Origin of the sequence: Desulfoplanes formicivorans (assembly GCF_001748225.1) — a bacterium.
In the GTDB taxonomy this organism is placed as follows: Bacteria; Desulfobacterota; Desulfovibrionia; order Desulfovibrionales; family Desulfomicrobiaceae; genus Desulfoplanes; species Desulfoplanes formicivorans.
On the sequence record NZ_BDFE01000009.1, the window covers coordinates 93,443 to 111,093 of the forward strand.

A 17,651-nucleotide genomic window follows, 5' to 3' on the forward strand; every position below is an offset into this window, starting at 1 on the left:
TGCCCGTTGACAAAAATTTAAGATTGGATGTTAGTAGTTCCTAATCTGATAACTTTGAATTTGGCATGTTATCGAGATCTTTTTAGCGATCAAAGGCTATGATTAACATCCCAAACGATTTTCGAGACAATTTTGAGAAATGCCTGGCTCAAGAGTCCATCCCAGAGGGGGTGAGGCATTTCTACCGTAATGGCTGAGGTATTATTTTGATTTTTGTCATAAGTATCAGCATGACCTATCAGACCGGACAACCTTAACGCTCTTTATAGGAAAGCTTGCTGCGAAACATCAATTGATCTGGTAGCCAAGCTGCTATATGGTTGCGAGCTCGGGCTCTTCGAATGCCAGAAACTGCGGGTGCAGGATATCAACTTTGACGCTATGGTCCTCACTGTCCATAACGGCAAGGGCAAGAAGGACCGCGCGCCCCCTCTGCCTGAGACAATCCTTCCTGATCTCAATGATCAACTCCGAACCGTGGTCCACCTATACCCATACCTTCAAGAGCACGACCCAAAAAGAGAAAGAGTCCTCTGGATTTTTGATTCCGGAGCGGTCTTCGGTTGCAGGAACGATCAGTGAGCCCCCGGCTTATGGTAATAGTCGTATCCTTCTGTGCGATTGGTCATGTATGGACTGATCATGGAATGTGCTGCCTGGAAGATATCCCGCCTGGTTTTCTGATGCTTTTTAGCTGTATAACAAACAATATTTGGTCAGGCATTATCTTGCACTGAATTGGCCTATATCGTCACCATTATGTATGACACAAGGGGCCGTCTCGATTTTTTTTGATTTTTTTGAAGGTTCTTCGACGTGTTGTGTGGAATTCATGTAGCAATCAGGGTCTGCATCAGAGCCGCAACTCAGGGTCCGGGCTCATGTGCCGTGCTCGGGGCATGAGCACTCGGGGGAGGGGCACAGCACTTTGTGCTTCAACGGATTATTGTCAGAGCCAGAAAATGGCAGGGAGGAACAGAAGGCAGGGAAAACCCCCTTTCTCCTGTTCCTCCTCCCATGGCAGGACATACGATACACATATCATCTGGTAAGTTTGACCGGGGGGGTGAACCCGGGAGGCTTGATGGCCAGGACCGAACATGTGAGCTGGTCAAGAATGGCCTCTGCGGTATTGCCCATGATCAGTCCCGATATGCCGGTACGTGCGGCCGTTCCCATGACGACCAGATCCGCTCTCAACCCTTTTGCCAGAGGAGGAATCACCTTTTTTGGCGCTCCCTCAGGCAGATGAAAGACTGGTGCGAGGTAGTCGTATGCCTCACTGCCGACCCACTCCCGAAGTTGTCCGGCCAGCCGGTCGAGTTCCTGTCTATGGCGATCATGCTCCCTTTCAATGTAATGGCCCAGTCCTTCCGACGACGTGCTTCCCCGGGACAGGATGGTCTTTCCACCAAGGGCTTCCCAGGCATGGACAATGTGCAGGGAGGCGAAGTTTGCCAGAGCCAGAGAGGCGGCCAGTTCCAGAATTTCGCGGTTAAGATCGTTTTCTGCAGAACCGGAAGCTGCCGGAGGGAAATCCACGGCCGCCAGGATGCAGTTGTTGTTCTGTTTTGCCGTCGGTTTGATGAGCCAGACCGGACAAGGGCATTTGCGCAGAAGGTGCAGGTCGTCGCTGCCGAAAAGCCTGCGCGTCCAGCCCGGATTCTCTGCAGGTTTGATCAGCAGATCATGCCCGGTCTGCACAACAGCCTGAATCGCTTCAAGATATGGTTTGCCAACCAGAACTTTCAGACGAACGTGCAGACGTTCACTAAAGGGCCGGATCATGGCTTCCAGTTTTTTGCGACGATGGGACTCCACTGGAGTCGACAGACTTTCGGCCATGGGTCCTCCTGCTGGCAGGTCCATGCCGGCCATCATCCCCTGGGGGGGGATGACATCCATAACAGTCATATCGGCCAGATTATTTTCCGCCAATGAGACAGCCTGGGCCAGAGCCGAAGCCTGGTTCACCGTTGTTTCGGTTACGTAGAGAATGTTTTTAAATCGTTTCATGGATACCCTCACGCCATGTATTTTAAAGAGGGGCGAGATTTTTGAGCTCGTTGATGGCCCCGGCCTTGCCGATGACGATCAGGCAATCCCCGCCGTACACTTTTTCGCCAGGGTTGATCGTGGTGATCTGCTCATCCCCTCTGCGTATGCCGATGAGCGTTGCATTGAATTGCTGACGGAAGTGAAGTTCGGCCAGCGACCTGCCTGAAAGATCAGAATGTTTTGAAACCATGATTTCGGCGATTTCAAAGGGGTCTTTCTCTTCCGTGTCTTTCAGGGGTTTGAGTTGATTCAGCATATTTTCCGCCTCCTTCAGACCATCCGGATGGCCTATGAGGAGCAAACGATCTGAAGGGAAAATTCTGAATTCCGGTGTGGGTTCATAAAAAATGCGCCCCCCGCGACTGGCTGCCAGAATGGATATGCCGGAAGCGGACAAAGGCAGTTCCTTGATGGCCTTTCCGGCAGCCAGCGCATCGGACCGAATACGCAGCTCAAGGAACGAGACCGGCCAGTCAACATGCTCCGGCAGAAAATCCATGGCATAGGTCAATGCGTCGGCAGCCTGTTCTGTTGCGTCCTTAAAAGGCTGAAATATCAGGTTGGCACCGGCCCTTTCAAAGGTAGCGGCCTCCTGGCTGTTTCTTGCTGTTAACGCCACTTTTCCTGCATAGTTATTCTTTTTGAGGTTATGGATGAGCGCCAGGTTCATCTCTTGGGAACGAACAGCGCTGATGACCCATCGCGCTTTTTTCAGGGGTAAATGTTCATGCATTTCCGGGTCAGCCATATCCCCGTAAAAAACAGGCACACCTTTTTTTCGCCATTTTTCCAGAGTGTTAGGATCAAAGTCGACCCCCACAATGACATTTTTCCGTCGTAAAAAATTTTCCATCAGCCCGCTGCCATAATTGCCCAGCCCCACTAAAATGACGTCAACATCCTTCAGTTCGGTAAACGTATCTATGGCCGCTTCCCGATAAGGATTTTGTCTTTCAAAGATCTTCAATGGGGAGGAAAGTACACGGTACAGGGGGTAGGAATAAAGTATCATGTAGGTGGACAGAAAGATGGTGACCACGCCAACAAGGGTGATCAGCCCCACTGTCTCTTCGGTAATGTGGCCGAGACTCAGCCCCAGGGCAGCCACAATCAGGGAAAATTCACTGATCTGGGCCACGGTAAGACCGGCGAGAAACGCGGTGCGACGCCGGTATCCCATGATTCCCATGATAATCAAAACAATGAGTGGGTTGCCCAAAAGTACAAAGATGGAAAAGATCAGTGAAGCACCCAATTGCGAGCCCACCATGGACCAGTTCAGCTGTGCGCCAAGATTAATGAAGAAAAATAAAAGGAGGAAGTCCCGAAGGCTGGTGAGCCGCGCTCCAATGGAATCTCTGAAGGTCGTGGAAGCCAGAGAGACACCTGCCAGAAATGCCCCGACCTCCTTGCTGAACCCCAGCAGCTCACTGCCTGCTCCGAGAAGGACCGCCCAGGTAATGGCAAAGAGAGTCAGCAGTTCCAGTGAATGTGCCAGCCACCGGGTCAGGTAGGGAATGACGTACTTCATCAGCAGGGCAACTGTGCCCAACAGCCACACCCCTTTTAAGCCGACCATAAGAAACAAGAGATATCCCGTATCCTCTCCGCTGACAGATGCCCCTGCCGTGGTCAATCCGACCAGAGCCAGAATGGCTGCAATATCCTGAACAATGAGAAATCCAAGAGCGATCTGTCCATGCAGGGAATCGATCTCTTTTTTGTCCGACAGGAGTTTGACGATGATAATCGTGCTTGAAAATGTAAGCGATACGGAGACATAGGCTGCACTGAGAAAGGACATGCCCATGGCCGCGGCCAAAAGAAATCCGATCAGCGAGGTGAATACGATCTGTCCCAGGCCGGTTGCCAGGGCGACGGGACCGGTGGTCCGGATCAGCTTCAGATCAAGTTTGAGGCCGACAATAAACAGTAAGAGAGCTATCCCGATATGGGCCAAAAGTTCGATCTGTTCATGGCTTTGAATAATGCCCAGAAACGAGGGGCCGGCTAAAATACCTGTTGCCAGGAACATGATGATCAATGGTTGCCGCAATTTTTGTCCGATGATCCCGGTCAACGTTGCCAGGCCAAGTATTGCAGCGATTTCCACAAATACATTTTCAGCAATCATTCTTTGCAATTCTCCCGTCTGCTTATATACTTTTGCCATGATACATCTGATTGTTACTCCGATAAGCTATGAAGTGTTTGGTATATGTTTCGTTTTGCAAAAAAAATAATTTTTTACACATCTATTTTCCTTCCTTTTGCCTGTATTTCATGCGGTGACTGCCAAGGTCATCCTGTCAGTATGTCATCAACTAGCTCTACGTCATATTTCATATCTTCATTTTTTATATTTTTCAATACCGAACATGAAAAACTTGTTCCCTTCATGTCCAAACCGTTAAAAAAAATCGTTACATGCTGTACCTCATTGTTTTTGCTTGACGTATGGATGCTTTTTTCAATCCGGGTACCCGTCCGGGAACTATGTCTCATATGGACATGTAACGCTTAACAGTTTGGACTTTCATGTTGTTTTACGTTATTTCCGGATAATTTTTTGAGAAAATGTCCGTTCAAAACGGAAAATACATCTTTTTGAAATAAAAATAGCATATTTTCAGGAAGATAGCACTGGAACATTTGTTGCCTTTTAAGAATAGTATGGTCCACCCTCATGAACTGTTCATCTTTAATCAGGAGAAGGCAGCTATGAAATTTTTTTACGAACTCCTTGTTATTCTCGGTTCCGTCCTTTTTTGTTCGGTTACATATGCATCCAACTGGGTAACATATGATCAGATCTGGGTTTTTGATGACGCACTATGCGCGAGTCCTGGAGTATATTTTACATTGGAAGAGGAAAATTCAGCATTTGCTGATTTTAACTCTTTTGGGGTTTTTCAGTCAGATGGATCGCAATTTTATGGGGTTGAAGTGTTTTCAGGAAGTGATGGGGTAGGAACTGAAAAAGTGTTTGGAACTCCTGAACTTGCCAGAATAGACCGATGGGGTGCGTTTGGGTTTTATATTGATACTCCGAACGGATTGTTTACAAATACAAATATAGAACTCGACTTGGTTCCGGATCATTATACGTTTGATTTTATGCAAACTTACTATACGGAAACAGATGAACCTCTTTATCATCTCGATGATCCATATGATGACCCGGATTATCACAACCCTTATAAGCATTACTACACTTTATATTTTGAAGATACTGCGCCAGAAGGTAGATATGATTTTGACGATATGGTTGTTCGTGTGAGCGGTATGCTTCCAATGATCCATGGCCCTCACCAGCCAGAGTATCCTGAGATATCTGATCCCGGCAATTATCCCACATCCCCGACACCTCTCCCCGGTGCCGCATTTCTTCTGTTGGCCGGATTACCTTTTATTTTTAAAAAAAGAGGATGATGCTTTGCCTGGTTAAGACTAGCATTTCAGGTTTTACAGATAGATATGCTGCTGCACAAAGGAAGCATGCGGGGTGCGATGCGGTAATGGTTAAAGACGTTGTTGTTTTGCGGGGCAACGATGCTACGTGTTTTTCTGGTGGTTGTTTATGGTCCTCGGGGTTGTGTTTTGCTTCATCGACAACAGATCGGTTTGAGGAACCCTCGGATCGGTTTCCCCGGGCAACCAGATAGGGGTCCTGCTCCATATGTGGGACTGCCTGTTTTTGGGGTAAATCTGGGAGGATTCGTGCAAATCCATGCGCAAGTATGCAAAGGAACGAGGGCTCTTATCCAAAAATCAGGATAGGTAGCACGAACGGGCATATTCTTCCGCATTTTGCATTGCGAAAGAATATGTCCGTGTAATGCGGAAGAAGATCAGGAATATACCGGATGCAATGCCGGTGTGGGCGGGGGCTTCAAGCTGGCCGGTGTTATGGGGCCGTCTGAGCATATTCACTGTTAGATAAAGGAGAAAGCAATGAAAAAAATGATTATGACAACGTGTTTGATATTGTTTTTTGCAATGTATGCACAGGCAGCAGATGGTGTGATCAATGTTCAGAGCGCATCCAATGTCAAGGAAACGGCAGATAGAATGGAAAATATTTTGAAAGAAAAGGGTATGACTGTATTCAATCGAATACAGCATTCAGAAGGCGCGAATACAGTCGGCATCAAACTTCGGGATACTGAGCTCATACTCTTTGGTAATCCAAAGGTTGGCAGTCCTCTTATCAAATGTCAGCAAAGTGTTGCCATTGATTTGCCTCAAAAAGCATTAATCTGGGAAGATGACAACGGGCATGTCTGGATATCCTATAATGATCCAAAATATTTGGCACAAAGACATGTTATTGTTGGCTGTGAAGACGTTCTTTTAAAAATAGAAAAAGCGCTGTCTGGCATAGCAAATGCTGCTGCAATGAAATAAATTGTCACATGGTTATTTGTGTTGTTAGATGAATATTGAAATGCAAATTAAAAAAATAAAAGAAGTTTTAAGTAATTGCTGAAAAAATATTATATGATGATATGTGTTTAAGAATGGTGTTTTTGTTGAATTATAACAATCATGAACTTGTGCACTAGGCATAAGTTTATGATTGTTATAGCATTGTACCTCGTTTTATATTTATCCCTTCCTTGAGGTAATCTGGATGCACGCGGCATTGAGTAGCGTTGTTCAATCACGCCGTCGGCTTGATTATCCCCCCCCCTGTCAACTCGTTAGCCGTATCCTTCGAATCCCAAGTCTGTGAACCTGATCCTCTCCTTGATTTTCCAAAAGTAGCGCCGACTGGTGCACAAGTCATCTACCTGGGTATGTGTTGATTTTGTTTCGGCTTACGAGCCTCCTTGGGCAGCCTCTTGGCGCTGGAGCCAGGCATCCTGGCATGAGAGGCACTTTTCCCACTTGGCAGGAACTCTCCCTTTATGGCGAAAATGGACGGCATTGAAATAACATTTTGAATTTAAATGATTTTGTGAAAAAATAGGGATTAGCATTGAAATGGTCATTCCTGCGTTGCAGGAAAACCGCATCAGCAAAAAAATCATCACAGCAAATAAGATTAATAAATTTATATAGTTATGATATGAGAAATTTGGCACATGGGTTGCTAGATGAAAAAATGAACATCGGGAAAAGTCACACCATTTTCAAACAAACTGAATGGAAAAGGAGGAATTGTGTAAGACCTCATGATAATACCCACATCTGCGTCATGACTTTTTGCAAACATCCAAACCGTACAACATGTGATCCATCACCATCTTTGCTTTAACCATGAAAGGAGACCAAACCATGAATTATCATATCGCAGTAGCATTGACATCGTGCGTTCTTGCTGGAGTATTCGGACAATTTTCCGCAGATTGGGGTATGCTCGGGTGGATCGGGTTTGCCTCGTGGGCCGCTTTTTTTGCAGCTGGAGGGGGGATCAAGGGAGCACAGAAAACCGTTGTCACCAACCTGTTTGGCGTCGCCATCGGATGTGCCGTTGTCTATATTGCTTCTGTTACGGGTATGAGCAATCCCATGCTTCTGCCGTTGATGGGTGGTGTTTTTATTATGTGTGCTGCAGGGTACTTTTCATTTCTTTCATTTGTTCCGGGTTCATTTATCGGATGTGCTGCCTACCTGGGTTCGGGTGCCCTGGCTCTTGAGTCCATTGCATCCCTACTCGTGGGGATCATTTTGGGATTTATTGCAGAACGCGGTGCCTTGATGCTCGCCAAGGGAAAAAAATAAAGTCTCAGAACCCATTACCAACCATAACAACGTGAGAGATATGATCATGAATCGTGTATATGTACAAAAAACTTTGCTACTTCTTGCCATAATTTTATTTACGGCAGTGGGAAGCGTACAGGCCAAGGAATATCAATTGGCAGGCATGTTTTCTCTGAGCTACGCCAATGGTCTTAAGGCTGATTGGGGAAACTATGCATTGCAATGTGCTCAATTTGCCATTGAAGACGTTAATAATTCTGGCATTTTGGGGGATGATAAGCTCGCGATGAAAGAAGAAAACATCTCCAATTATCGATGCAGAATACAGGGAAGCGATGTTATTGCCGAAAAATTGTTCAAGAAAAAAAACATCATAGCAATGGTTGGTGCAGACTGCTCTGGTCCTGCCGTTAAAATTGCCAAAGTCGGAGCAAAATATAAAATACCGACTATTTCATACGGATCAAATGCGGAAAGCTTGAGCTCTGTTGAAAATTTTCCCTATTTTATTCGCGTGGTCTCTCCTAGTTCGGTTATCGATACGAGCCTGATTCGGACGGCACAACATTTTGGGGCAAAGACAATCAGTATTTTTCATACAACCGATGCCTGGGGCATGGGTGGTATGGAATCTGCTGCAGCTGAAGCCAAAAAGCTGGGGCTCAAGGCTGACATATGCGGATACCCGAGAAATACAAATTTCTACAAGGTGTTTACCTGGTTGAGTCGAAAAAAGGCGATGGGGATCAAGCACTTTGCCATCATCATGCCTGTCCCTGACACGTACACCGTATATATGGCTGCAAAATCTCTGGGCATGACAAAATCGGGCTATTATTTTTATTCATCTGAAATGCTGTCTGCGGATAACCCTCCCAAGGGAATCTATGCGGCCATTGGGAGCTTTGCCCCCAAAGCCAAGATGCCTGAAGGCAAAAAAATTGACCAGTTGCGAGAGAAGCTTAGCAAGGTTGAAGGCAAAATAATTGATGCCAACGATGTCACGTTCTACTGGGGCGTCATGGGGTATGATAATATCTGGGCCGTTGCCCATGCCATCAAACTGGCTAAGGATGACGGGGTTACCAATATCACCGGCGAAAAACTCATGCCCTATCTCCGCAAGATCAATTACGAAGGACTGAGCGGAAAAATTTCAATTCGTCCTGGTACCAATGACCGCGCGGCCATGGACCTGAACATCATGAATCTTCGCGGGTATGCCGATCCGGAAAATGGTTATTTCAATCACTGGTTGCGAAAAATATTCGCACCCAAATCTCTGAACATTGTTTATGAACCTATAGGCGTTCTCGACAGTACCAACGATACGCTGTCCATTGATATCAACAAGGTCATTTTGACGGGTGGGGGCAAGCCCTGTGCATCGTGCCTCAAATAGAAAACCGATCAAAACATTTATTATTCACAACAACGCAAAAGGCTGTTTCTTTTCAAGAAACAGCCTTTTGTCATGGACATTCATGCATTGTATATATTGTCAATATATTTCATGAAAGATATTTTTTCATAAGCGCATAGCAACGAGATTTTGAAAGCCCACTTAAATGCATCATGTATTGAATATTTTTGTTCGCAAGACTGGATAGTTGATGCATATAGTTTTTTTCAGCTTGATATAAAACATTCTTTCTGTACTCGGCAAATTCGGGGAAGTTGTTTTTTTGTAATAAGTTTCTATCAGCACAAGAACGATTACTCGTTGTCTTGTGTCTCATTGTGATGTTTTTGACGAACTTCTGTTTTACTCCATGGACGCGTATCTTTCCAGGTAAATGATGTACAGAAAGGGGGTCTGAAGATCTGGATGCGGAGAGTGCGTACTCGATGGCATGCATCAATTCTCTGACATTACCTGGCCAGGGGTAACTGGTTAACGCCTGCATAAAGACCGGGGTGCATGATCGCAAAGGCTGCCTGTAAAAATCACAAAACCGTTCGATGAAAAAAGCAACCAGCTCTTCTATATCCTCTTTCCTTTGCCTCAGCGGAACAAGTTCCAGAATGCAGGTCTGCAATCTGAAATAAAGATCTTTTCGAAACTTTCCATCTTCCACCATCTGCAGCAGATTTCTGTTGGTCGCCGCAATAAGTCGAAAATCACACGCAATTTCTCGGGTACTTCCCACCAGACGATATGTTTTTTCCTGGAGAACCCGCAAAAATATTTTTTGAACATCAAGGGGCAACTCCCCAATCTCGTCAAAAAACAAGGTCCCCTGCTCGGCTTCGGCTACAAGGCCGCGTTGGGGCACATCTGCGCTGGTAAACGCTCCCTTGACATGTCCAAAAAGAATACTCTGAGCCAGGGAATCCGGCAGACTTGCGCAGTCCACGGTAACAAAAGGGGATGATTTTCGGGCACTGTTGTCATGGATGGTGCGTGCAAAAAGCTCTTTACCTGTTCCGGTTTCTCCAAGAATCAGCACATTGGAATCAACGCGGGCATATTGCTCTGCCAGGGCCAGGGATCGCATAAAAGGAGCGCTCGAACCGCACAGACGGTCCCGGGAAAAACGTTTTCCTTGAGGTCCGGGAGATCCATGGCTGTCATGAGTCGTAGATTCCCACAAGGAAAGGGCCTGATCCAAGGTTGCGATGACCTCTTCCATGGGTGCGTGTTTTGAAATATAGTCATACGCCCCGGATGCAAGGGCTCTGCTCACATCATCTTCGGTACCCAGACCCGTTATGATAATGATTTCAGGATGTCCCGGGCTTTGCGAAAAATTACCAATGGCATCCATCCCATTACCATCCGGCAATCCTATGTCCAATAAAACCACGGAAAAAGAGTACACCTGCGCATGTGCAAAACCTTCCTCAAGGGTGCATGCAGAAATAACATCATGGCCATGATTTTCTATGATGCGCTTTAGAGCGTATTGTACGCTCAGGTCATCATCTACAATAAGTATTTTATGTGTCATCCTTTATTTACTCTGCGATTGGAATATACAATTGAAAGCACGTTCCTGCGTTCATACTGTTTTTAACGGTAATTTTTCCGGAAATCGAATCAATGATATTGTGAACGATAAACAATCCAAGACCTTTGCCCCCTTTGTCTTTTTTGGTGGTAAAATAAGGGTCAAAGATGCGCTCCACATGATCGCCGGGGATGCCTTTCCCTGTATCAGTGACCGAAATGACGATTTCCTTTAGTTTGCAATCTTCATGCACACAAACAGATAGCCGGCCATGCCCATCCATCGCCTGGACGGCATTGACGCAAAGATTTTGTACAATCTGGTGGATTTCGCCGGGATCAAGCAGCACCTTTGCATCACCGATGTTGTTTTCATAATTGAATTCAACAGTTTTTGGGATTTGTGAATTCAAAACGTGCATGGACTCGTCCATGGCCTTTTTCAGTGGAAGAGGTGCTTTGGTGTAGATATTTCCTTTTTTGGAAATTTTCCGGATAAGATCTATTGCCCGTTGTATGCTGATATCTATCTGATGCAAATCTTCATACGCACGGCTTTCCGAAGAAATTTCTTGTTGTGCCAACCGCGAGCATGTTGAAATACTGCCAAGCACCCCGTTCAGATCGTGGGCTATACCAAGTGAAAACGTACCCAATGCCTCCATTTTTTTGGCCTGCTGCAACTTTTCCCGTGCTTCTGCCTCCTTGTTCTTTACGTCTATTTCCATGGTGAGCACTTTTTTCTCTCGTTTCTTTTGTCGCAAAGCCACGATTAACATTGTGATAATAATCGAAAAAAATACTACAACTACAAAGATCAGGGCTAATGTTGCACGATATTTTTCAAAAAACGAAAGGGGCTTGTTGATTACAACCGCGGTGGGGGGGAGTATGTCCTCGGGGATGGAAAACAAAGTGAGCATTTCATAATCAAAATAAACACGTTCTTCGGGAACGAAAACAGGAGGAACATTGTCTGCCGATCCCTGCTGGATGATCTGTACGGCAAGTCGAGCAGCCGTACTTCCATGCTTAAAGGGGTCAAGGTCCATCCCGGCAACAACACCATTGCCCACGGGATTGCTCCACAGACTGTATACTGGCAACTGGGTTGTTTCAAAAACAATGGATTTGGTTTTTCGGTGGGAAAATTCTTCAAAAGGGGAGGAGTAGTAACTTGTATCAATAATAAATGTATTATTATCAAGTTGTCGAAGTTTATCAACCAATTCATTTATGTTGTCTGTACGAATATAGACAAATTTTCTTTGTGGGTAAAATTTTTCAATGTTTTGAATTTGATTGGAAAAAAATATGGAAACTTCAGAATAGTCTGAAACAATGCAAATGTGCTTGATGTTTGGATGCAGTTTTATACCAATATCTATTATTGTTTCAGGATTTCTGTGGTCAATCGTTGCTGAAGCGTTGCCCATATCAATCAAATTTTTTTTAAGATCGTTTCTCGCATAACAAAATAAAAATGGAACATCTGGAAAAAGTTTTCTTCCCAATGAGCCAACGATGGAGTCATCGCTGCTTATAATCAGATCAATTTTGATATTTCGATATTTTTCTTTATATAATTTTTTTAAAATAGAAAAAATAGCATCTCTTGAGCGTGGATCTTTTCTTCGTACATCAAGCACTTCCTCATAAAAATCCAAAGGAATTTCCAATGAATCAAAATGTTTCATGATTTGTTTTTTTATTATATTATTCCAATAATATTGAGAGCTGAAATTGCTTATATAGAGTATGCTTACTTTTCTTTTTAGGGGATGAGGATTTTTTGCCAAAGCCGTCGACGACAAGCACAAACAAGAGCCAAGGACAATCAAACTCACCCAATCTGTTCTTATCATCTTGCCTATTTTCATACAGATTCACCTGATTAATTTGTGTGGCACAGAAAAAGTCAGAACGCCAACATGCAGCTACATGGTACCCTTGAGTCTTGAATCCTGTCATCAAATAATTTATTGAATAAATTCAATATGTTTGGTCGTTATGCATTGGCAAAAACGAAAATGTTTCCGTGATGATCAAGAGCATGACACTGGAAATAAGAGCGTGGTCATGTACACTAGGGGCAGCTTGCGTGGTTGGGTTCTGCTCCTGGTTCTTGTTGCCGGTTTGACCGGCATGGAGTATTCCTCAAGGCGTACGGTAACAACATGGCCGGGGACGGATTCACAAACAAGATTGCCGCAGGCGTTTGTCCTGGCGCTTTGGGCAACAAGCAGGGTGCACAGCATATCCCATGAACGATGCTTTCATTCACAGCGAAGATGATTTTCTTGCCCTGATAAACAGGTATTTTCCCAACGAGCATAAAGAGTTGTCCATTGCCAGAGGGGATGACTGCGCGGTTTTTGCCTGCCCGCCATCCTTGTGCGTGACCACGGATCTTTTTGTGGAAGATGTGCATTTCAGGACGTCCTATTTTGCTCCGGCGGATATCGGGCACAAGGCCCTGGCCGTGAATGTGAGCGATCTGGCCGCTATGGGAGCGGTCCCTCTGGGGTTCAGTCTTGCGTTGGTGGCGCCGCGAGGGGTTCCTGTCTCGTTTTGGGAGCCTTTTTTGCAAGGAATGGCCCATCTGGCCGCAACCCATGATCTTGTCCTGACGGGCGGGGATCTCAGTGATGGAGACAAGATTACCGTGGGTATCACGGTCTGGGGAGCTCCGGGGCAAAGGGTGCTTGCCCGGGGCCGGACGCGTATCGGGGATGTCCTTTTTGTCATTGGCAGGGTCGGTATGGCCCGGGTTGGCCTTGGTGTTCTGGAGGCCGGGCAGGACCTGGATGCGTTTCCCGCGTGTATCCGTCAGCATGTGCATCCTGAACCCCTGGTGGAGCAGGGACGACTCCTGGCAGCATTGCCGGGGGTACGCGGAGCCATGGACATCTCCGACGGTCTGGAGCAGGATGTTCCCAGATTGTTGGCCCCGGGACAGGGGGCAACAATGTTCATGGACCCTTCGGTGATCCATCCGGAGGTTACAATGTATTGTGCCAGACACCACTTGAACCAGGCACGGTTTTGTCTTAGGGGTGGTGAGGACTACGCTTTGCTTGGGGCGGTCGAACCGGAATATTTCGAGATTGTTCGAGAACGGATTCCTGAGGCTTGGAAGCTCGGGATTGTCACTGCAAACGGATTTTCTCTTGATGGGACGGGGATTCGGTTGCAGGGATTCGATCATTTCTCCCATGAGCAACCATAGCCAAAGGGTAGGGGTATTATGAACGTCACGTTTTTCGGCCAGTTTCTCCTGGATCAGGGATTGATCAGCCAGAAGCAGCTCAACGAGGCCATTTCCTTTCAGCGAGAAAACAACGCCCTGCTCGGTTCCCTTGCGTTGGAAAAGGGGCTGCTGACCAGGGAGCAGGTTCTCGAAATCATGCGGGAACAACAACTGCGTTATGAAAAATTCGGTGAGATCGCCATAAGAAAACAATATCTAACAGAGGAGCAAGTCAGGGAGCTCCTGAATATCCAGGGCAAAAACCATGTTTTTCTTGGTGAGGCCCTGACCCGACGCAACTATCTGAGCATCCGTGAGCTCAATCGTCAGCTTGATCGTTTTGATCAGGACATGCGCCAGAAGGAGGCCTCCATCCAATCGGTTCTGCAGGGGCTGGATGATCAGGGTATTTTTGTGTGTGCCTACGAGATGATCAGAAAATACCTGTATCGATTGGGCTATGCAACGCATGTTTGTGAAATCAGTCATGCCCTGCCATCCCAAGCATTTGATCATGTGGTTTTCCTGTCCCAGAAGGATTCTCAGCGGGTCCATTGGATGGGCGTGTACCTGCCGGATGTGCTGGCCTACCAGATCGCCTACGGCAAGCAGCCCACAACCACCATTCCGTCCAGGGAATCCTTTCAGAAGGAAGTTGCTAGGCTGCTGGGCAATCTCAACGTGATCATTGGCGAGGAAATGCACCGCAAGGGAGTTGCACTGCAGATGGGTGAGGTTCGTGTCCAGCCGCCTGAGGATGTTCCCTCATGGACCTGTCTGCATATTGAAACCCTCATTGAAACTTATGCTGTGGTTCTGGGGACGGCTCCTGTCGGGGCCTTGTGAGGCGACAGGTTTGCCCTGACCCCTCATGCACGATTGTTTTACGCTGTGTCCAGAAAGGCCGGGATTGTCATCCCGGCCTTTCCTGTTGGCGTGCTCCGCCGACCTTGCCCATCGATCCTGTCTCGTCTATTCATACGGCCTTGCGGTGGTGGGTGGTCACCATCCAAGGATGATCCATTTCTGGAAGTCGGAGCGCTTGGCACCCCTTGCCTGCCGACTTTGCATTTCATGACGGAATCTGCATGCTTATTGATTACGAAAAAGAACTCAATCCAGCCCAATATGAGGCTGTTCTCACAACCGAAGGTCCTTTGCTGGTCATTGCCGGGGCCGGAAGCGGCAAGACCCGGACCATTGTCTACCGTCTGGCCTATCTTGTGGAACAGGGCATTCCGCCCGCTTCCATCTTGCTTTTGACCTTTACGCGCAAGGCCTCCCAGGAAATGCTCGGCCGGGCCGGCGAACTGCTGGGCATGGGCATGAACGCGGTACGCGGTGGGACTTTTCACAGCTTTGCCTTTTTCCTGCTTCGCAAATACGCCCACCTGCTGGGCTATGAAAACGGGTTTACCGTACTTGATCGCAGCGATGCTGAAGGGCTTATCAAGCAGGCCAAGGAGGAACTGGACATTGCCAAGGGAGATCGGAGCTTTCCCAAAAAATCCACCGTGATCAGCCTGTTGAGTCAGGCGCGCAACAAGGAAATGGATTTGGGGGACATCCTGCGCCAGGATGCCGGTCACCTGGATGGGTATCGGGAAGACATCCTCCGTCTGGAAAAACGGTATAAGGAACTCAAGACGCAATATCAGGTTGTTGACTATGATGACCTGCTCTTTGTGCTGGAAAAACTGCTGATCTCCCATCCCGAGGTCCTGGAGCAGGAGCGCGCGGCCTATCAGTATATCATGGTGGACGAGTATCAGGATACCAACCGGGTCCAGGCCCGGCTGGTCAAGCTCTTTGCAGGCAATACGGGCAATGTCATGGCCGTGGGCGACGACGCTCAGTCGATTTATGCTTTCAGGGGGGCCAACATCCAGAACATTCTTGATTTTCCGGATGTTTTCCCTGGCACCCGGGTGATCAAGCTGGAACAGAATTACCGATCGGTCCAGCCCATTCTCTCCCTGACCAACGCCATTCTGGCCGGTTCCCAGCAAAAGTATACCAAAAAGCTTTTTTCCCAAAAGGAGTCCACGCGCCTTCCTGAAGTGGTCAAGCCCTTGAGTGATTCCACCGAGGCCAGGCTGGTTGTGGCCAAGATTCTGGAGCTGGAAAAAGAGTTTCCCCTGCACGAAATAGCGGTGCTGTTCAGGGCGGGCTATCATTCCTATGCCCTGGAAGTGGAATTGAACAAGATGGGCATCAAGTTCCAGAAATACGGAGGCATCAAGTTTTCGGATGCCGCGCATATCAAGGATGCTCTGGCCTTTATCAAGCTGGTTGCCAATCCCCTTGACCTGCCTGCGTTTCGGCGGGCCTTTTCCGGGATCAAGGGGGTGGGACCCAAGACCTGTGAGCGGCTGTTTCATGCCCTTGGGGCAGGGGATCGGGATACCATTGACAAGGCGTGCAGGAAAAACGCGGCCATACGAACGGTCATGGATCTTCTTGACAGCCTGCGTGAGTCATCGCCAACGCCCCTGTCGGCTTTGGAAGCCGTGTATGAATATTACAAGCCCCTGGTGGAGCATCGGTTTCCCGATGACTATCCCCGCAGAATCTCCGGCCTTGACGAGCTGGCCCAGATCGCTTCGCCATACAAGGATATCGAGACCTTTCTGGCGGATCTGACCCTGGAGAATCCTGATCAGCTTGGAAGCAGCAACATGAGCCAGGATCAGCTCATCCTTTCTACGGTCCATTCGGCCAAGGGGTTGGAATGGTCGGCCGTTATCCTCATCAATCTGGTGGAGGAGCGCTTTCCGTCCAGGCATGCCATGAACTCGGCCGAGGAATTCGAGGAAGAACGCCGGTTGCTGTATGTGGCCTGTACACGGGCCAGGGAGTATCTGGGACTGTTTGTTCCAAGCGCCCTGTACAACCGGTATTATCAAAGCAACGATCCGGCCATGCCCTGTCCCTTTTTGCAGGATATTCCGTCCCATCTGTTTACCGAATTCAAGGAGACCTATGGCGGCAGGACCGTCGGGGTTGGCGCAGGCCAGAAGACATCTGCTCCTGCGTTTTCCGGTACCTCTCCCTTATCATCGTCCCCTTCTGTCTCGTCGGCCACAACGCCCACAACCTGTCGGCACAAAATTTTTGGCCAGGGCAAGATTGTGGAACGGATCGATCCTGACAAGTACAAGATTAATTTTCCGGGATTTGGTCTCAAGGTGATTGTTCGGGATTATGTGGAACTGCTGGATGAATGACGGCAGCGTATCGTGGTTGATCTGCATCAAAAAAAGGATACCCCAAGGGGCATCCTTTTTTTGTGCATTGGTGCAGAGCATGGAAAGGTTGCATGATGACGCGATGTTTTGTTAAACACTCATATCACACCCATGATATTGCCTGGGGCGTATCAGGACCGCGCGTTTATCTTTTGCATTCCTGTCCGCCTTCACAATAGTTCTTGACGAACTGGCCAAGCTGGACACCAACATAGACGCATTGTACATTATTCATGCAGTTTTCTACGTCCTGTTCTTCCATATGGGTCTCCAGTGTGTGGTCGCCCTTGCGAAAGGTGGCGATCCATGCTCGTTTGTCCTTGTCGAAGCGCACCTTGAGTCCCAGGCAGTACGCATCAATTTCCGGATGGATTTCCTTGAGTTTTGCGGTCAGTTTTTCGGCCGTGATGTCCATGAGTTCCTCCTTGGTGGATGG

13 protein-coding genes are annotated in these 17,651 nt (G+C 47.5%); 8 read left to right on the plus strand and 5 right to left on the minus strand.

The window, feature by feature from the left end:
* The first annotated feature begins 237 nt into the window (after positions 1 to 237).
* A complete protein-coding gene (locus DPF_RS14430) occupies positions 238 to 582 on the plus strand; it encodes a tyrosine-type recombinase/integrase (RefSeq protein ID WP_083254460.1) in 345 nt (114 codons plus the stop codon).
* Positions 583 to 1,041: 459 nt separating this feature from the next.
* Here the strand turns inward: DPF_RS14430 and DPF_RS04340 are convergent, their stop codons facing one another.
* Entirely contained in the window at positions 1,042 to 2,016 is a 975-nt protein-coding gene (locus DPF_RS04340; protein WP_069857646.1) for a universal stress protein, read from the minus strand.
* Positions 2,017 to 2,038: 22 nt separating this feature from the next.
* Positions 2,039 to 4,192, minus strand: a complete 2,154-nt coding sequence (locus tag DPF_RS04345) for a monovalent cation:proton antiporter family protein (protein ID WP_069857647.1) — start codon at positions 4,190 to 4,192, stop codon at positions 2,039 to 2,041.
* Between the two features lie 587 nt (positions 4,193 to 4,779).
* On the opposite strand from DPF_RS04345, the gene DPF_RS04350 reads away from it, so the two are divergent.
* From DPF_RS04350 to DPF_RS04365, 4 genes are all read left to right on the plus strand, one after another.
* Positions 4,780 to 5,490 carry a hypothetical protein gene (locus tag DPF_RS04350; RefSeq protein ID WP_069857648.1) on the plus strand — a complete coding sequence of 237 codons (711 nt, stop codon included), beginning with the start codon at positions 4,780 to 4,782 and terminating at the stop codon, positions 5,488 to 5,490.
* A gap of 522 nt (positions 5,491 to 6,012) precedes the next feature.
* A complete protein-coding gene (locus tag DPF_RS04355; RefSeq protein WP_069857649.1) occupies positions 6,013 to 6,465 on the plus strand; it encodes a DUF302 domain-containing protein in 453 nt (150 codons plus the stop codon).
* 873 nt (positions 6,466 to 7,338) lie between these two features.
* Positions 7,339 to 7,785 carry a DUF1097 domain-containing protein gene (locus DPF_RS04360; RefSeq protein WP_176724161.1) on the plus strand — a complete coding sequence of 149 codons (447 nt, stop codon included), beginning with the start codon at positions 7,339 to 7,341 and terminating at the stop codon, positions 7,783 to 7,785.
* Positions 7,786 to 7,825: 40 nt separating this feature from the next.
* The gene (locus DPF_RS04365; RefSeq protein WP_083254462.1) at positions 7,826 to 9,169 is read left to right on the plus strand and encodes an ABC transporter substrate-binding protein; all 1,344 of its coding nucleotides are present in this window, start codon (positions 7,826 to 7,828) and stop codon (positions 9,167 to 9,169) included.
* Between the two features lie 109 nt (positions 9,170 to 9,278).
* On the opposite strand, the gene DPF_RS04370 is transcribed toward DPF_RS04365, so the two are convergent.
* Both DPF_RS04370 and DPF_RS04375 read right to left on the minus strand, forming a co-directional pair.
* The gene (locus DPF_RS04370; RefSeq protein ID WP_069857651.1) at positions 9,279 to 10,718 is read right to left on the minus strand and encodes a sigma-54-dependent transcriptional regulator; all 1,440 of its coding nucleotides are present in this window, start codon (positions 10,716 to 10,718) and stop codon (positions 9,279 to 9,281) included.
* A 7-nt stretch (positions 10,719 to 10,725) separates the two neighbouring features.
* The gene (locus tag DPF_RS04375; protein WP_083254463.1) at positions 10,726 to 12,597 is read right to left on the minus strand and encodes a sensor histidine kinase; all 1,872 of its coding nucleotides are present in this window, start codon (positions 12,595 to 12,597) and stop codon (positions 10,726 to 10,728) included.
* Between the two features lie 383 nt (positions 12,598 to 12,980).
* Between DPF_RS04375 and thiL the strand changes: the two genes are divergently transcribed.
* The 3 genes from thiL (at position 12,981) to DPF_RS04390 (ending at position 17,194) form a co-directional block, all read left to right on the plus strand.
* Positions 12,981 to 13,946: a thiamine-phosphate kinase gene (gene thiL, locus DPF_RS04380; RefSeq protein WP_069857653.1), complete on the plus strand. Its 966-nt coding sequence runs from the start codon at positions 12,981 to 12,983 to the stop codon at positions 13,944 to 13,946.
* Between the two features lie 18 nt (positions 13,947 to 13,964).
* On the plus strand, positions 13,965 to 14,813 hold the full coding sequence (locus DPF_RS04385) for a cyclic di-GMP-binding domain-containing protein, MshE-related (protein ID WP_069857654.1): 849 nt from the start codon (positions 13,965 to 13,967) through the stop codon (positions 14,811 to 14,813).
* Positions 14,814 to 15,055: 242 nt separating this feature from the next.
* A complete protein-coding gene (locus tag DPF_RS04390; protein ID WP_069857655.1) occupies positions 15,056 to 17,194 on the plus strand; it encodes an ATP-dependent helicase in 2,139 nt (712 codons plus the stop codon).
* Positions 17,195 to 17,360: 166 nt separating this feature from the next.
* Here DPF_RS04390 and DPF_RS04395 read toward each other — a convergent pair whose 3' ends face one another.
* Positions 17,361 to 17,630: a hypothetical protein gene (locus tag DPF_RS04395; protein WP_069857656.1), complete on the minus strand. Its 270-nt coding sequence runs from the start codon at positions 17,628 to 17,630 to the stop codon at positions 17,361 to 17,363.
* Positions 17,631 to 17,651 lie beyond the last annotated feature (21 nt).

Excerpts from the sequence above, each read along its gene's own strand:
- DPF_RS04390 (WP_069857655.1), top strand. The coding sequence starts at position 15,056 with ATGCTTATTGATTACGAAAAAGAACTCAATCCAGCCCAATATGAGGCT.
- DPF_RS04350 (WP_069857648.1), top strand. The coding sequence starts at position 4,780 with ATGAAATTTTTTTACGAACTCCTTGTTATTCTCGGTTCCGTCCTTTTT.
- DPF_RS04345 (WP_069857647.1), bottom strand. The coding sequence starts at position 4,192 with ATGATTGCTGAAAATGTATTTGTGGAAATCGCTGCAATACTTGGCCTG.
- DPF_RS04355 (WP_069857649.1), top strand. The coding sequence starts at position 6,013 with ATGAAAAAAATGATTATGACAACGTGTTTGATATTGTTTTTTGCAATG.
- DPF_RS04360 (WP_176724161.1), top strand. The coding sequence starts at position 7,339 with ATGAATTATCATATCGCAGTAGCATTGACATCGTGCGTTCTTGCTGGA.
- DPF_RS04375 (WP_083254463.1), bottom strand. The coding sequence starts at position 12,597 with ATGAAAATAGGCAAGATGATAAGAACAGATTGGGTGAGTTTGATTGTC.
- DPF_RS04365 (WP_083254462.1), top strand. The coding sequence starts at position 7,826 with ATGATCATGAATCGTGTATATGTACAAAAAACTTTGCTACTTCTTGCC.
- thiL (WP_069857653.1), top strand. The coding sequence starts at position 12,981 with ATGAACGATGCTTTCATTCACAGCGAAGATGATTTTCTTGCCCTGATA.
- DPF_RS04370 (WP_069857651.1), bottom strand. The coding sequence starts at position 10,718 with ATGACACATAAAATACTTATTGTAGATGATGACCTGAGCGTACAATAC.
- DPF_RS04385 (WP_069857654.1), top strand. The coding sequence starts at position 13,965 with ATGAACGTCACGTTTTTCGGCCAGTTTCTCCTGGATCAGGGATTGATC.
- DPF_RS04340 (WP_069857646.1), bottom strand. The coding sequence starts at position 2,016 with ATGAAACGATTTAAAAACATTCTCTACGTAACCGAAACAACGGTGAAC.
- DPF_RS04395 (WP_069857656.1), bottom strand. The coding sequence starts at position 17,630 with ATGGACATCACGGCCGAAAAACTGACCGCAAAACTCAAGGAAATCCAT.